The sequence below is a fragment of the Collinsella sp. OM06-18AC genome, assembly GCF_003438785.1.
In the GTDB taxonomy this organism is placed as follows: Bacteria; Actinomycetota; Coriobacteriia; order Coriobacteriales; family Coriobacteriaceae; genus Collinsella.
Genome location: NZ_QSTX01000001.1, coordinates 207,728 through 221,445, shown reverse-complemented (window position 1 = coordinate 221,445; position 13,718 = coordinate 207,728). Strand labels below are relative to the sequence as shown.

10 protein-coding genes and 5 tRNA genes are annotated in these 13,718 nt (G+C 59.5%); 4 read left to right on the top strand and 11 right to left on the bottom strand.

The genetic code is table 11. The features are described 5' to 3' along the window. Window positions 1-5 precede the first annotated feature (5 nt). Window positions 6-299, bottom strand: a complete 294-nt coding sequence (gene rpsF / locus DXB86_RS01005; RefSeq protein WP_006235831.1) for a 30S ribosomal protein S6 — start codon at window positions 297-299, stop codon at window positions 6-8. A 505-nt stretch (window positions 300-804) separates the two neighbouring features. Here rpsF and DXB86_RS01000 point away from each other — a divergent pair. Both DXB86_RS01000 and DXB86_RS00995 read left to right on the top strand, forming a co-directional pair. Next, window positions 805-895, top strand: a tRNA-Ser gene (locus DXB86_RS01000). A gap of 48 nt (window positions 896-943) precedes the next feature. Further along, window positions 944-1,034: transfer RNA gene (locus DXB86_RS00995), tRNA-Ser, on the top strand. A 191-nt stretch (window positions 1,035-1,225) separates the two neighbouring features. Here the strand turns inward: DXB86_RS00995 and DXB86_RS09870 are convergent. Next, entirely contained in the window at window positions 1,226-2,233 is a 1,008-nt protein-coding gene (locus DXB86_RS09870; protein WP_147330806.1) for a hypothetical protein, read from the bottom strand. Between the two features lie 304 nt (window positions 2,234-2,537). Here DXB86_RS09870 and DXB86_RS00975 point away from each other — a divergent pair, with 304 nt between their 5' ends. Together DXB86_RS00975 and DXB86_RS00970 are read left to right on the top strand one after the other, a co-directional pair. After that, on the top strand, window positions 2,538-3,227 hold the full coding sequence (locus DXB86_RS00975) for a trimeric intracellular cation channel family protein (protein WP_233504101.1): 690 nt from the start codon (window positions 2,538-2,540) through the stop codon (window positions 3,225-3,227). Between the two features lie 106 nt (window positions 3,228-3,333). Beyond that, entirely contained in the window at window positions 3,334-4,479 is a 1,146-nt protein-coding gene (locus tag DXB86_RS00970; RefSeq protein WP_117735837.1) for a polymer-forming cytoskeletal protein, read from the top strand. 128 nt (window positions 4,480-4,607) lie between these two features. Here the strand turns inward: DXB86_RS00970 and typA are convergent, their stop codons facing one another. The 9 genes from typA to gyrB all read right to left on the bottom strand — a co-directional run bounded on the left by typA (window position 4,608) and on the right by gyrB (window position 13,642). Further along, window positions 4,608-6,446 carry a translational GTPase TypA gene (gene typA / locus DXB86_RS00965; RefSeq protein ID WP_117735836.1) on the bottom strand — a complete coding sequence of 613 codons (1,839 nt, stop codon included), beginning with the start codon at window positions 6,444-6,446 and terminating at the stop codon, window positions 4,608-4,610. A 117-nt stretch (window positions 6,447-6,563) separates the two neighbouring features. Further along, window positions 6,564-7,013 (bottom strand): hypothetical protein, encoded by a 450-nt coding sequence (locus DXB86_RS00960; RefSeq protein WP_089572580.1) that lies wholly within the window; start codon window positions 7,011-7,013, stop codon window positions 6,564-6,566. 30 nt (window positions 7,014-7,043) lie between these two features. Then, window positions 7,044-7,400, bottom strand: coding sequence for a hypothetical protein (locus DXB86_RS00955; RefSeq protein WP_117735835.1), 357 nt, complete (start codon window positions 7,398-7,400; stop codon window positions 7,044-7,046). 33 nt (window positions 7,401-7,433) lie between these two features. Further along, window positions 7,434-7,934 (bottom strand): bifunctional nuclease family protein, encoded by a 501-nt coding sequence (locus DXB86_RS00950; RefSeq protein WP_117564020.1) that lies wholly within the window; start codon window positions 7,932-7,934, stop codon window positions 7,434-7,436. 158 nt (window positions 7,935-8,092) lie between these two features. Beyond that, window positions 8,093-8,169: transfer RNA gene (locus DXB86_RS00945), tRNA-Ile, on the bottom strand. Window positions 8,170-8,173: 4 nt separating this feature from the next. Next, window positions 8,174-8,249 (bottom strand) — tRNA-Ala (locus DXB86_RS00940). A 67-nt stretch (window positions 8,250-8,316) separates the two neighbouring features. Next, a tRNA-Ile gene (locus DXB86_RS00935) sits at window positions 8,317-8,393 on the bottom strand. Window positions 8,394-8,691: 298 nt separating this feature from the next. Continuing rightward, complete coding sequence (gene gyrA, locus DXB86_RS00930; RefSeq protein ID WP_199410962.1) at window positions 8,692-11,403, bottom strand: DNA gyrase subunit A; 2,712 nt, start codon at window positions 11,401-11,403, stop codon at window positions 8,692-8,694. Window positions 11,404-11,611: 208 nt separating this feature from the next. After that, window positions 11,612-13,642 (bottom strand): DNA topoisomerase (ATP-hydrolyzing) subunit B, encoded by a 2,031-nt coding sequence (gene gyrB / locus DXB86_RS00925; protein ID WP_117735834.1) that lies wholly within the window; start codon window positions 13,640-13,642, stop codon window positions 11,612-11,614. Between the last annotated feature and the right edge of the window lie 76 nt (window positions 13,643-13,718).

The window sequence follows — 13,718 nt, the reverse complement described above, 5'->3', positions numbered from 1 at the left end:
CAGTCTTACTCCTGGTCGTCACGACGGACGATCATGTGGCGGACCACAGCGTCGGTGATGCGCAGGACGCGATCAAGCTCGGCGATCTGGGTAGGATCTGCGTGGAAGTTGATGAGGGTGTAGTCACCATCGGTGAGGTCGTTGATCTCGTAGGCGAGCTTGCGCTTGCCCCACTCGTCAACGGAGTCGACCTTGCCAGCGCCCTCAGCGATCGTGGTATCGATACGCTTCATAACAGCGAGACGAGTCTCGGGGTCGAGCGACGGGTCAACAAAGAACAGCAGTTCATAAGCCTTCATATTGTCACCTCCTCTGGGCAAATGTGGCTTCAGGTCGTGAAGGTGCGCCTGAAGCAGGAAAAGACTTGGTAATAATATCTTTCAACCTCCTAGGCTGCAAGAATATGCAGCTACAACCTCATGACCTCCACATATGCCCATACTCACACGACGTTTCATGCGCATTCCAACCAAATGCTGACCAAAAGCTTGACGGATCTGTTGACAAGATACGGTGCCGTGGGGACAAGCTGAGCCAAGCCGCAGGTCAACGGGCACAAGGCTCTGGTCGCAAAATGCATACCAGTGGCCCACAGCACCACCCAAAGATTTTTAAATTCATTGCCAAGTCGCTTATGAATACCCTTTTTTGAACAATTGAGTTGATCAACCACGCTGGTCGGAAGCCGTTTTTTGGCACCTTAAACCCCACTGCAACGTCAAGCGCGGCAAGGCGTTTTAAAAAATGCCAACTTTTCTGTTTGCACTTTGCGATTCCTCGTGTATACTGACTTTCGCATTTAACGGAGAGTTGTCCGAGTGGCCGAAGGAGCACGATTGGAAATCGTGTAGGCGTCAAAAGCGTCTCCAGGGTTCAAATCCCTGACTCTCCGCCAGTTAATTCCAAAGCAGGCCTTCGAGCCTGCTTTGTTTTTACCCCACGCGGAGGGGTGGCAGAGTGGTTGAATGCGGCGGTCTCGAAAACCGTTTGGCCTGTATAAGGTCACGAGGGTTCGAATCCCTCCTCCTCCGCCATTTTGGTTGAGAAAGCTCCCGAAAACGGGGGCTTTTTTTGTTTAGAGTCCCTTACAAGCAAATACGGCGGAGGAGGAGGGATTCGAACCCGCCCTTCCCTCAAAAACATGTACGTCAGCCTCCAAAACCGACATTTTTCGACATCTTTGAAGGCTGACGTACACGTTTGGATTGAGCTCACGGGAGTGGCACTATTCGGAAGGCGCCTCTTCGTCTCGCATACCTTTCCAGTTGCGGATAAGAGCCTTGCGTAGTTCGTTTTGCTCTCGCTGGTGCCCGGTGTCGGTACAGCGAGGCATGCCGAGTGCTTCGCGAATGTTGTTCATGGCGCGGTGAAAGGCGAGTTGGCTGCCGAACTGAGCCGAAGTGAGCGTAACGATTCGATATCCCATTTGGGAGAGAACGGCCTCTCGCTCCGCATCTGCTCCTTTGCGCTCGAACTCATCGTGAAAACCGCCCTTATATTCGATACCGAGCTCCCTGCGCTTGTAGGTAACGAGCGCATCGATTTTAAGTGTTCGAGCTTTGGCGCAATGCCAGAGACGTTGAGGGATCTCGAGTGGTTTGTTGAGTTCGATACCTCGGATGCCAACGCCGCCTTCGCTTGTTGGGAGTGAGAGGGCGATTGCCGAAGCGGTCTCCATAGGCGAGGCCGAGCGATCGTAGATATGCCTGAGCGCGAGCCGTGCACGTGTGGCACCGGGTTTGCCGGGATGCCGATCGAGCAGTTCGATTATTTCATCCTTGGAGGTGGTGGCTGGTTGCTCGGTATAAGGGTCGGCGGGATTGAGCCTCATGCGATAATCGCCGCAAACTTCATAGCCATATTCGAGATATTCGATCCTATCCATCCACTCGGCAGCGAGCACGAAGGTGAAGGCTTCGTCGGTGATGAAGATTCCGGGCGTCAACTCGTTAATATGCTCGTAGGGAAGATTTTGTCCAAGAATGTGGCAAATGACGCCTTTGGTGCGAATTCGCTCGAATTCGAATACAACCGAGATATCGATAGTCTTGAGCATATCGGACGGAATGCCGCAGTCGATAAGTGCCTGTCGTATGCGCGCAACGCGTTGTTGGGTGGAGATGCCTTGTGCGCCTATCTGGTAGTCGTGCCGCGCAAGAGACTGAACCAAATTCTGGGGTGCATGATGGACAAGCCATGCGGTTTTATGCGAAATGAGAACAGGGGTATCCATTGAGGGCCTCTCGCTCTGAGCCGGTATCCAACTCTTATGTCCGTTGAAGTGGGGAAATATACCGGATGTGAGTAAATCAACTCACTCATGCTGTGAACCCAATCCAAACATGTACGTCAGCCTCCAAAGATGTCGAAAAATGTCGTTTTTGGAGGCTGATGTACATGTTTTGGACCCCTGGCATTCCAGTAACGCCACGCCCGCACCCAACCCCTACCGTTTGCCGAGCAATAGGGTCGCAATCGCCGCCAACCATGTACTATGTACGGGCATTGTCCAAACCTGCAACTCAAAGGATTCCATCTTGCCCGCTGTCGCCGCTATGACCGTTACTTCACACGCCTCGGATGCCATGGTCGCTATCCCATTTTGGCTCGAAATGTTCGCCGTCGTCGCGGCTTCAATCTCGGGCGTGTTGGTCGCGCGCGAGCACAAGCTCGATCTGGTGGGCGCGGTCGCGCTTGCCGTGGTCTGCGGTCTGGGCGGCGGTCTTTTGCGCGATATGACGCTCCAGGTCGGCAACGTCTACATCCTCAACCAGCCCATGGCACTACCGCTCTCCATCGCCACAGCCGCCATCATCTATATTTTCCCGGCAATCGTCGACAAGCCCGAAAAACTCATTCCCCTGCTCGACATCATCTCGGTCGGCATCTACGCCGCCACTGGAGCAGACAAGGCGCTGGTCTACGGCTTTGCACCGGCGGTGTGCATCATGATGGGCTTTTTCACCGCGGTGGGCGGCGGCATGTTGCGCGACGGCTTTATGGGCGTGGTTCCGGGCATTTTCCAACGTACTAACTTTTATGCCATCGCCGCCATCGCCGGATCGACAAGCTATGTGTGTCTCGTTATGAGCGGCATTATGAGCAATGTCGCCGCGCTGGTCGTATGCGTTGTCGTGACCATGGGTCTGCGCTGGCTCTCGCTGCGCTTTGACATCAAAAGCCCCACCGAAGAAGATATCGCGCGCTTCTTGCACCGTAAAAAGTAAACAGCACGGCACGACCCTTCGAAATGCAACCGAGAGGTTCTTTTAGAGCGCCCACGCGTTGGGTACCCTGTTAGGTGTATGTCGAGCATCTGACGAAGGATTCACTATGCCCTGTAATCAATTCCCGTCGACCCAGCGCCGTAAAGCGTGGGTCCGCATCACGATCCTATTCGCGCTCGTCGCCCTAGCGGTCACCGCACTTCCCACGGCGTCGTTCGCCGGCACAGACACCGCAGGCAACGTACTTGCGACCGACAATGACGCCAATTCGTCCGGCGTCGAAGGTGACCTGTACTGGGCAGGTCAGGCCCTCAACTTGGACGATGCGTCCATCGGCCGCGACATAATTGCAGCAGGCGAGAGCCTCTCCATCCGCGACTGCACGGTGGGCGGCGCCGTCCGCTTGGCGGCGCGCACCATCGACATTGCCAAGACTACGGTTGATGGCAGCGTGACCGTTGCCGGCCAGCATGTCGTGCTCAATTCCGACAGCACCACCAACTGTTTCTATGCGATAGGCGAGACGGTTGCCCTGCGCGGCTCTACCAAGTCGGCAGTGCTTGCGGGCGATACGGTGACTATCGATGGCACCGTCGAGGGCGATGTCGAGGTTTGGGCCGATAAGCTCATCCTGGGCAAGAACGCCCACATCACCGGCACCGTGAACGCGCACGTCTCCGAGGACCCCGAGCGCGCCGCGGGAGCCGAGGTCGGCGCGCTCAAGATCGACCGCACCGAGAGCGAGGATACTTCCACCGTTAACGATGTCATCGGCGGTATCGTCGCCGCGGCACTCTCGGCCTGCTTTGTCGCCCTACTGCTCGAACTCGTCTTTCCGCGCGCAACCGACAGCGCCGCCGGCATGCTCCACCAGCGCCCCATGCCCCTGTGGGTGAGCGGTCTTCTGGGCACGATTGCTATCGTCCCCGCCGTCCTACTGCTAATTATCTCTATCGCTGGTCTGTCGCTTGCCGGAGCCCTCATGTGCGGTGTTATTGGCATCGCGCTGGTGTCGAGTGCCTTTGCAGGGTGCGCGATCGCGCGCATGGTCGGACACGGCCAGAACCGCTACGCCATGGCGGCCGCCGGCGGCGTGATCGCAGGTGCACTTACGGCAATCCCCCTCGTAGGCGATTTCATCAGCGGCGTGGCCTTTGTCTTCACGCTCGGCTATGTTATCCAGATCATCTGGCGCAACGCTCACCTCAAGTCGCAACAGCCGGCTAATACGCCGGAACTCCCCACCGCCTAGCTGCCAACCACCACAAAGGGGACAGGCACCTTTGTGGTGGCGTAGGCCGCCTCAATCCCCATGCACCAAAAAGGGCGCCGACCATTGCGGTCGACGCCCTTTCTCATTAAAGCTATAAATCCCGGCGCTTATTTGTTGACCTGACCGGCACGGACGGCGGCCTTCTTGCGGTCGGTGGCATTGAGCAGACGCTTGCGCAGGCGAATATTCTTGGGAGTGATCTCCACCAGCTCGTCATCGGCGATGTACTCCAGCGCCTCCTCCAGCGAGAAGGTGCGGGGCGGCACCAGCTGCACGGAAATATCGGAGGTCGAGGAACGCTGGTTGCCCAGGTTCTTGGTACGGGCGATGTTGACGACCATGTCGCCGGCCTTGCTGCGCTCGCCCACGATCATGCCCTCGTAGCACTCGGTGCCCGGCTCAACAAACAGCTGGCCGCGCTCCTGCAGCGTGCCCAGGGCATAGGCAACGGCCTTCTCGGTGGTCATGGAGATCATGGCACCGTTCTGACGGTTGCCGATCTCGCCGGCGTAGGGACCGTACTCCAGGAAGGTGTGGTAGAACACGCCCTCGCCGTGGGTGACGTTCATGATGCGGTTCTTAAGGCCCATGATGCCACGCGTCGGGATCTTAAACTCAAGGTGCGTCACGATGCCCGAGGTATCCATGCTCGTCATGATGCCACCGGAGGTGCCGAAGACCTCAACGACCTTGCCCGAGTACTCGTCCGGGCACTCGACGACGGCCTGCTCGACAGGCTCCATCTTGTTGCCGTTCTCGTCCTTCTTAAACAGAACGCGGGGACGGCCGACCTGGAACTCAAAGCCCTCACGACGCATGGACTCCATCAGAACGGACAGGTGCAGGATGCCGCGACCCGAGACCTCGACGCCGCTCTTGTCCTCGAGCTCCTCGATCTTCATGGTCACGTTGTTCTCGGCCTCGTTGAACAGGCGCTCCTTGAGCTGACGGGCGCCCACGATGTCGCCATCGCGGCCGACGAGCGGAGAGGTCGAAGCCTCAAAGACGATAGACAGGGTCGGCGGGTCGATCTCGATGGGCTCGAGCTCGACGGGGTTCTCGGGGTCGGTGTAGACATCGCCGATATCGGTGCGGTCAATACCGACAACGGCGGCGATGTCGCCGGCGCCGACTTCCTGGCACTCGGTACGGCCCAGGTAGTCGAAGGTAAAGAGCTGTTTGACGGTAGCGGTGGCGCTGGAGCCGTCGTTCTTGACAACCAGGATCTGGTCGCCCTGGTGAATGGCACCAGAGTACACGCGGCCGATACCGATGCGGCCGACAAAGTTAGAGTGGTCGATGGTCACGCACTGCATGGCCAGCGGAGCGGTCTCGTCAACCTCGGGTGCGGGCATGTCGTCGATGATCATGTCGAGCAGCGGGTACATGTCCATGTTGCCGTCCTCGGGATCATGACGGGCAAAGCCGTTGACGCCGCTGGCGTAGATGACATGCTCCATGGCAAACTCAAGCTGGTCGTCGGTAGCACCCAGGTCGGCCATAAGGTCCAGGCAGTCGTTGTAGGCCTTCTCGGGGTTGGCACCCGGACGGTCGATCTTGTTGATGACGATCATGATCTTAAGGCCGGTGTCGATAGCGTGACGCAGCACGAAGCGGGTCTGGGGCATGGGACCCTCAAAAGCGTCGACCAGCAGCAGGGCGCCGTCGGCCATACGCAGCACGCGCTCGACCTCGCCGCCGAAGTCGGCGTGGCCCGGGGTGTCGATGACGTTGATCTTGACGTCCTTGTACTCGATAGAGATGTTCTTGGCGAGAATCGTAATGCCGCGCTCGCGCTCCTGGTCGTTAGAGTCCAGGACGCGGTCCTCGACCTGCTGGTTGGCACGGAAGGCGTCCGTGGCACGCAGGAGCTTGTCGACCATCGTCGTCTTGCCGTGGTCGACGTGGGCGATGATGGCGATGTTCCTCAGATTGTCTACGCGCATGTAGTTCCCCTATCTTCTATCCATATACAAACGGCACGCGTATGCGGCCCACCCAGCGATACAACGCTCAGCGGGAATATTGAGCCTTTTACCGAAAACTCGTTTATTTTAGCGATTTTAGATGAGAGGGGTTTCCTCACCTGCAGGTTCAGGGTCGCTCCACATAAAACCATCGCCGGCGCCCATGCCCTCATACAGCACATATGCCGAAAAACCGCTCTCGAGCGTAGTCTCAAAGAAGCTCACGAGCAGAGCGTCGTGGTAGCCTCCGTCAATCTCGACGCAGCCGGTATAGCCGATGGCATAGCGGGCGATACGGCCCAGGCCCTCGTCCTTAAGACCCATCTTGTGCTCGGAGATAAAGTTGGTGGCCGCCTCGAGGCACGCCTCTTCGCCATCCTCATCGAGCGCCGCCAGATAACGGTTGGAAGCAGCGTCCTCAATTGCCACGACCACGCCAGGGTTTTCACCGGCGGCAAGGTCATCCAAGAACGCGCCGATCAGGTCACACACCATGGCGTCGAGCTCGGCGGAGACGTTACCGGCGTCCTGCATATCCTGTGCCATCTTTAGACCTTCCCATCGAGTCTGGCGTCGTTACAGTTCTTGTGCCTCGGCAGCGATCTTGGCGGCAGCGTCGCGGGCGCGCATCATATCCATCGCGCGCTTGTCGAGTACCTTGATCTGGTTGGTCAGCATTACTGCATCGACCACACCCCAGATTACCAAGCCTGTTGAAATCGAAAACCCAAGCGCACCAACTGTACCACGAAGGCGCGAGCAGATTGCCGCGACAAGGGCGGAGACGACAACCATCTTGATAAACGAGCCGCGGCGCTCGCGAAGCGTGCGGGCCTGCGTCACATAGGCAATGCGTGCCGCCTCAGAAGCCTCCGAGCGCATCTGGGCCTCGCGCGCAATGGCCGCCGCCTCAGCCGACATACCGCCGGCCATCAGCGAACACTCCGCAACTCTGCCGCCCCGCATTTAGAAGTCATCGGGGGAGAGCGTATGGACGAACTCGTCGAACTTCTCGAACTCCTGCTCGTCGTCGACATCCTCGGCGTGGGTGGAAACAGTGCCCAGGCGATTCATGATGTCGTCCTCCACAAACATGGGGGCATTGCTGCGCACGGCAAGGGCAATGGCGTCACTGGGGCGGGCGTCGATCTTGCGCTCCTCGCCATCGACCAGTACGACGATCGTCGCGTAGAACACCGGCGGCTCGGCGCGAACGATCTCGATGCGCTCGAGTTTGGCACCCAGGGCGTCAACGGTATCGAGCAGCAGGTCATGGGTAATCGGGCGCTCGGCGCGGCCGCTATCGATGCCGCGGCTGATGGCAGCAGCTTCAAACGAACCAGTCTGAATGGAAAGGGAACGCAGCGGCGCGGGCGAGTCCGATTTGCTGCTGCGCTCACGAAGCACGATAAGCGATGGCACGGGACCGGCGGCCATGACGATGGTCTCTATGTCGACACGAACCATGGAACACCTCCGGTACGTAGCGGTTAACACGCGGCAGCCCGCCGCATTGAATAGCTATACTACCCAATCTTTCGCACAGCACACAAAACCAAAATGAGATTTATCGCAGACAAGAAAAAAGCCCTGAGGCAACGCCCCAAGGCTCTTCACAGTTTTGATGGTGGACCTGACAAGATTCGAACTTGTGACCTCCCGGTTATCAGCCGGACGCTCTAACCAACTGAGCTACAGGTCCATCATGGTGGAGGTTAGGGGGATCGAACCCCTGACCTCAGGCTTGCAAAGCCCGCGCTCTCCCAGCTGAGCTAAACCCCCACGGAGACAGTAATAAACACCCCAGCGGCGACTCGGCTCTCGCTGGGGTGTTTATTGCGAAAGAAAGTGGTGGACCTGACAAGATTCGAACTTGTGACCTCCCGGTTATCAGCCGGACGCTCTAACCAACTGAGCTACAGGTCCATCGCGCAAGGGATATATTAGACGAGTCGTTACGCGCGCGTCAACAACTTTTTTGAAAATCTTTGAGGGGTGTGTCAGACGGCTGGGCGAGATGGGTTAGGTTTGCTGCTCGGGCAGTCCTGCGCAAGACGAAGGCCACATTAAGTGGCCTTCTTTGCGTGCGGAACTCGCGACAAACCTAACCCATCTCGCCCAGCCGTCTGACACGGGGCTCCAAGCTTGTCAAAAAAGCGGTCGGCGCGCAGGTGCGCCGACCGCCGATATAAGAGGTCTGATGATTTTTACCAGCTAGGGCCTCTTACTCGTCTAGGAGATCCTCTGGTATGTCGTTGCCGTCGCCTAGGTCGACTGGGGCCTCTTCGGTGTCGGCGGCGGCCTCGGCGCCTTCGCCTTCGGGTTTTTCCTTGGCTGCCGTCATGCGGGCTACGGCGCAGATGCGGTCGTTGTCGTCGACGGTCATCATCTTGACGCCCTGGGTGGCGCGGCCGGTCTGGCTGATCTCGTCGGTCTTGACGCGAATGACCGTCGCGCCCTCCGTCACGATGAACAGCTCGTGCTGTGGGCCCACCGTCTTCATGGCCGCGAGGTTACCCTTACGCTCGGTCATTTGGATGGTGTAGACGCCCTGGCCGCCGCGATTCTGCTCCGGGTAGTCCGCGACCGGCGTGCGCTTGCCGTAGCCGCGCTCGGTGATGACGAACAGATCGCCGTTGCCGTTAGTGACTTCCATGCCCAGAACGCTCACGCCGTCCTTCATACCGATACCGCGAACTCCGCTGGTATCGCGGCCGGTGGCGCGCACCTGCTCCTCGGAGAACATGATTGCCTTGCCCGCGGTGGTGGCCAGGATAATCTTGTCGCCCTCGCGCACGCGGCGCACGTTCAGTAGCGCGTCGTCGTCACGCAGGTTGATAGCGATCAGGCCGTCGCGACGGCTGCGGTCATATGCGCTCATCACAGTCTTCTTGACCATGCCGCTCTTGGTGGCAAACATCAGGTACTCGTCGGCAGGGAACTCGCGGCAGCTGATGACGCTCGCGATCTTCTCGCCCTCCTCAAAAGGCAGCAGGTTGACGATCGCGGTACCGCGCGCCTGGCGCGTACCCACCGGCAGCTCGTGCACCTTCAGGCGATAGACCTTACCCTTGCTCGAGAAGAACAGCACGTACTCGTGCGTGGACGCGATGAACATCTCGTCGATGACGTCGTCCTCTTTGAGGTTGACGCCCGACACGCCCTTGCCGCCGCGCTTCTGGGCGCGGTAGGCGGCCACCGGGATGCGCTTGACATAGCCGGTGTGGGTGATGGTCACGACCATGTCCTCATCGGCAATGAGGTCCTCGACGTCCAGGTCCTTCTCGACATGGCTGATCTCGGTGCGGCGCTTATCGCCGAACTTCTTGGAGATCTCACGCATCTCTTCCTTAATGACGCCCAGGATCTTCTCCTCGTGCGCCAGCAGGTCCTCGTAGTAGGCGATGGCGCGGCGCAGGCCGTCCAGCTCTTCCTGGATCTTGTCGCGCTCCAGGCCGGTCAGGCGGCGCAGCTTCATCTCGAGGATGGCCGTGGTCTGCTCGGGCGTAAAGCCAAAGCGCTCGATCAGGCGGCTGCTGGCCTCGGAGTCGGTCTGCGAGGAGCGGATGATGCTGATGACCTCGTCGATATGGTCAAGGGCCATCAGGTAGCCCTCAAGGATATGCGCGCGGGCCTGGGCCTTCTTAAGGTCGAAGCGGGTGCGGCGGGTGACGACGTCGACCTGGTGGTCGATGTAGTGCTGCAGCATCTCGCGCAGGCTCAGGCATTTGGGAACGCCGTTGACAAGCGCCAGGTTGTTGGCGCCAAAGGTCGTCTGCAGCGAGGTGTACTTGTACAGGTTGTTGAGCACGACCTGCGGGATGACGCCCTTCTTGAGTTCGATGACCAGACGGATACCCTTCTGGTTGGACTCATCGCGCATATCCGAGATACCCTCGATGCGCTTGTCGTTGACGAGCTGGGCGATCTTCTCCTGCAGGGTGCCCTTGTTGACCATGTAGGGAATCTCGGTAAAGACCAGGCGGCTGCGGCCGGTCTTGGTGGACTCCACGTGAGCCTTGGCGCGCACGGTAATGGAGCCACGGCCGGTCTCGTAGCTCTGCTTAATACCGGCACTGCCCATGATGATGGCGCCGGTGGGGAAGTCCGGACCGGGCATGATCTGCATGAGCTCGTCGACAGTGGCGTCGGGATTATCGATCAGGTAGCAGGTTGCCTCGATCGCCTCGGTGAGGTTATGCGGGGCGATATTGGTGGCCATGCCGACGGCGATGCCCTGGCTGCCGTTGACCAGCAGGTTGGGGAAGCGCGCAGGCAGCGCCTGAGGCTCGGCGAGCGATTCGTCGTAGTTGGGCTGCCAGTCGACGGTATCCTTCTGCAAGTCACGCAGCAATTCCATGGCGGGCTTTGCCAGGCGGCTCTCGGTGTAACGCATGGCCGCCGCGCCGTCGCCGTCGATGTTACCGAAGTTGCCGTGACCGTCGATGAGCGGCGTGCGCATGGAGAACCACTGCGCCAGGCGGACCATGGCCTCGTAGACCGCGGAGTCGCCATGCGGGTGGTACTTACCGATAACTTCGCCGACCGTCCAGGCCGACTTCTTGTGCGGGCGGTTGGGGTAGATGCCGCTCTCGTTCATCGCGTACAGGATGCGGCGGTGCACCGGCTTTAAGCCGTCGCGCACGTCCGGCAGGGCGCGCGCCGTAATGACCGACATCGAATACTCGATAAATGACTGCTTCATCTCGCGGCCAAACTCCGAAATCTGGAGCTGGCCGCCGTTGATATCCTCGCCGGCCGAGGCGCCACGGTCGACTTCGCCAAAGCTCTCCTCGAGCTCACCGTCGTCGTCCTCTTCCTCATCATCATCGGCATCGGGGTTATAGGCGTCCGGATCGCCGTCCTCGCCCTGCTCAGCACGGGCGAGCAGGCGCTTCAAATCGTCGGGCATGCCGGCATCGCCGGCCTCGCCCATACCCTCGTTATTGCTGATATCGTCTGCCACGTTACCTCCTCATGGTTTGCGTGGTCCATTAGTTCCCTACCACGGAGACGGATTACCGGGAATGCCGGATAACCCTCCTAGGTTTTCCAGGTGCCCCAGGTTGCCCTGAAGGATGAGGGCGCACGCCTTGCGTGCGGCGCCCGAAATCCTGAAGGGCAAGATGGGGTGCCTGGGAAAGCTAGGCGTCTAAGAAGCGCGCATCGTGCGCGTGTTTTTCAATGTACTCGCGGCGATAGCCGACCTCGGAACCCATCAGCTCGCGCACGGCGCGGTCTGCCACCACGGCATCCTCGATCGACACGCGCTGCAGGATGCGGGTCTTGGGATCCATCGTCGTCGAGGCAAGCTGCTTGGGGTCCATCTCGCCCAGGCCCTTGTAGCGCTGGACGGTATAGCCCTTGCGCTTCTTGGTGATCTTGCCGTCCTTGGCCTTGCCGTCCTCGTCGTTGTCGTCGGGGTTCAGGCCCAGACTCCGGATGGTGTCGCGCAGGATCTCGTCTTCGGGCTGGCGGCCGTTGGGATACACGTAGTGGATCTTGTTGCGCACCTTAATGCCAAAGATGGGCGGACAGGCAACATAGACGTAGCCGGCATCGATCAGCGGACGCATGTACTTGTAGAAGAACGTCAGCAGCAGGATGCGGATATGCGCACCGTCGACGTCTGCATCGGTCATGATGATGATCTTGTGGTAGCGCGCCTTGGTGATATCGAAGTCGCCGCCGTCGCCGGCACTCGTCGTGACACCGCAGCCGATCGCGGTAATCAGCGACTGGATGGTGTCACTCGAGAATGCACGATGGTCACCAACGCGTTCGACGTTCAGAATCTTGCCGCGCAGGGGCAGAATCGCCTGGATGTCTCGGCGACGGCCGTCCTTGGCCGAACCGCCTGCCGAGTCACCCTCTACGATGAAGAGCTCGGTCAGCTCGGCATCGCGCACCGAGCAGTCAGCGAGCTTGCCGGGCAGGGACGCCGTCTCGAGCAGGCTCTTGCGGCGGGTCGCCTCGCGCGCCTTGCGGGCGGCGTTGCGCGCCTTGCAGGCCTGTTGCGCCTTCTTGACGATCTCGCGGGCGGGCTTGGGATGCTCCTCCAAGTAATCGGCGAGGCCGTCGGTCACGATCTTGAGCGTGAGCGCGCGCATATAGGAGCTACCGAGCTTGGCCTTGGTCTGCCCCTCAAACTGCGGATCGGGCAGCTTGACCGAGATAACGGCCGAAAGGCCCTCGCGCACATCGTCGCCGGTCAGGTTGGCGTCTTTTTCCTTGAGCAGGTTCTGTTTGCGCGCGTAGTCGTTGATCACGCGGGTGAGCGCGGTGCGGAAGCCCTCAAGGTGCATGCCGCCCTCGGGAGTGTAGATGTCGTTGGCAAACGACATGACGTTCTCGCCGTAGCCGCTATTCCACTGCAGGGAAACCTCGACCTCGCCCATCTTGGCCACGGGAGCGTCCGGGTCCGATTTGCCCTCGATGTAGATGGGCTCCTTAAAGGCCTCGGGGACGTCCTTGCCCTCGTTGAGGAACTTGACGAAGTCGATGATGCCGCCCTCGTAGCAAAACTCCTCCACGTGGGGAGTCGCCTCGCGCTCGTCGGTCAGCACGATCTTGAGGTTCTTATTGAGGAACGCTGTCTCCTGCAGACGGTTGTGCAGCGTATCGAAATCGTAGATGCAGGTCTCGAAGATCTCGTCGTCGGGCCAGAAGGTGACGGTGGTGCCCGTCGAATCCGAGGTGCCCACGACCTCCATCTTCTTGACGGTCTTGCCGCGCGAGAACTCCATCTCGTAGGTGTTGCCATCGCGACGAACCTGAACGACCACGCGCTTGGACAGTGCGTTGACGACGGAGATGCCTACGCCGTGCAGGCCGCCCGAGACCTTATAGGCCGAGTTATCGAACTTACCGCCGGCGTGCAAGATCGTCATAACGACCTCGAGCGTCGGGATCTTTTTAACAGGGTGCTCGTCGACGGGGATGCCGCGCCCGTTGTCGACGACCGTGATGGAGTTGTCGGCGTGGACCGTCACCTGGATCTCGGTGCAGAAACCGGCCATGGCCTCGTCGACGGAGTTGTCAACGATCTCCCACACCAGGTGATGCAGACCGCTGGCGCTCGTCGAGCCGATATACATGCCCGGGCGCTTACGAACGGCCTCGAGACCTTCGAGAATCTTAATCTCGCCGCCATCGTAATCGTTTTCGTTTGCCACACGTCCTCCTTCAGTCAAGAAAATGTGTACAGCCTTACTAGTTTATCGTAAAAAAATACCCTCGGGACCGAGGGTA

What these genes read in the sequence shown, in the direction of transcription:
- DXB86_RS09870 (WP_147330806.1), bottom strand. Translation starts at nt 2,233, where the DNA reads ATGGATACCCCTGTTCTCATTTCGCATAAAACCGCATGGCTTGTCCAT.
- DXB86_RS00950 (WP_117564020.1), bottom strand. Translation starts at nt 7,934, where the DNA reads ATGGTTCGTGTCGACATAGAGACCATCGTCATGGCCGCCGGTCCCGTG.
- gyrA (WP_199410962.1), bottom strand. Translation starts at nt 11,403, where the DNA reads ATGGGCGAGGCCGGCGATGCCGGCATGCCCGACGATTTGAAGCGCCTG.
- typA (WP_117735836.1), bottom strand. Translation starts at nt 6,446, where the DNA reads ATGCGCGTAGACAATCTGAGGAACATCGCCATCATCGCCCACGTCGAC.
- rpsF (WP_006235831.1), bottom strand. Translation starts at nt 299, where the DNA reads ATGAAGGCTTATGAACTGCTGTTCTTTGTTGACCCGTCGCTCGACCCC.
- DXB86_RS00970 (WP_117735837.1), top strand. Translation starts at nt 3,334, where the DNA reads ATGCCCTGTAATCAATTCCCGTCGACCCAGCGCCGTAAAGCGTGGGTC.
- DXB86_RS00960 (WP_089572580.1), bottom strand. Translation starts at nt 7,013, where the DNA reads ATGGCACAGGATATGCAGGACGCCGGTAACGTCTCCGCCGAGCTCGAC.
- DXB86_RS00955 (WP_117735835.1), bottom strand. Translation starts at nt 7,400, where the DNA reads ATGGCCGGCGGTATGTCGGCTGAGGCGGCGGCCATTGCGCGCGAGGCC.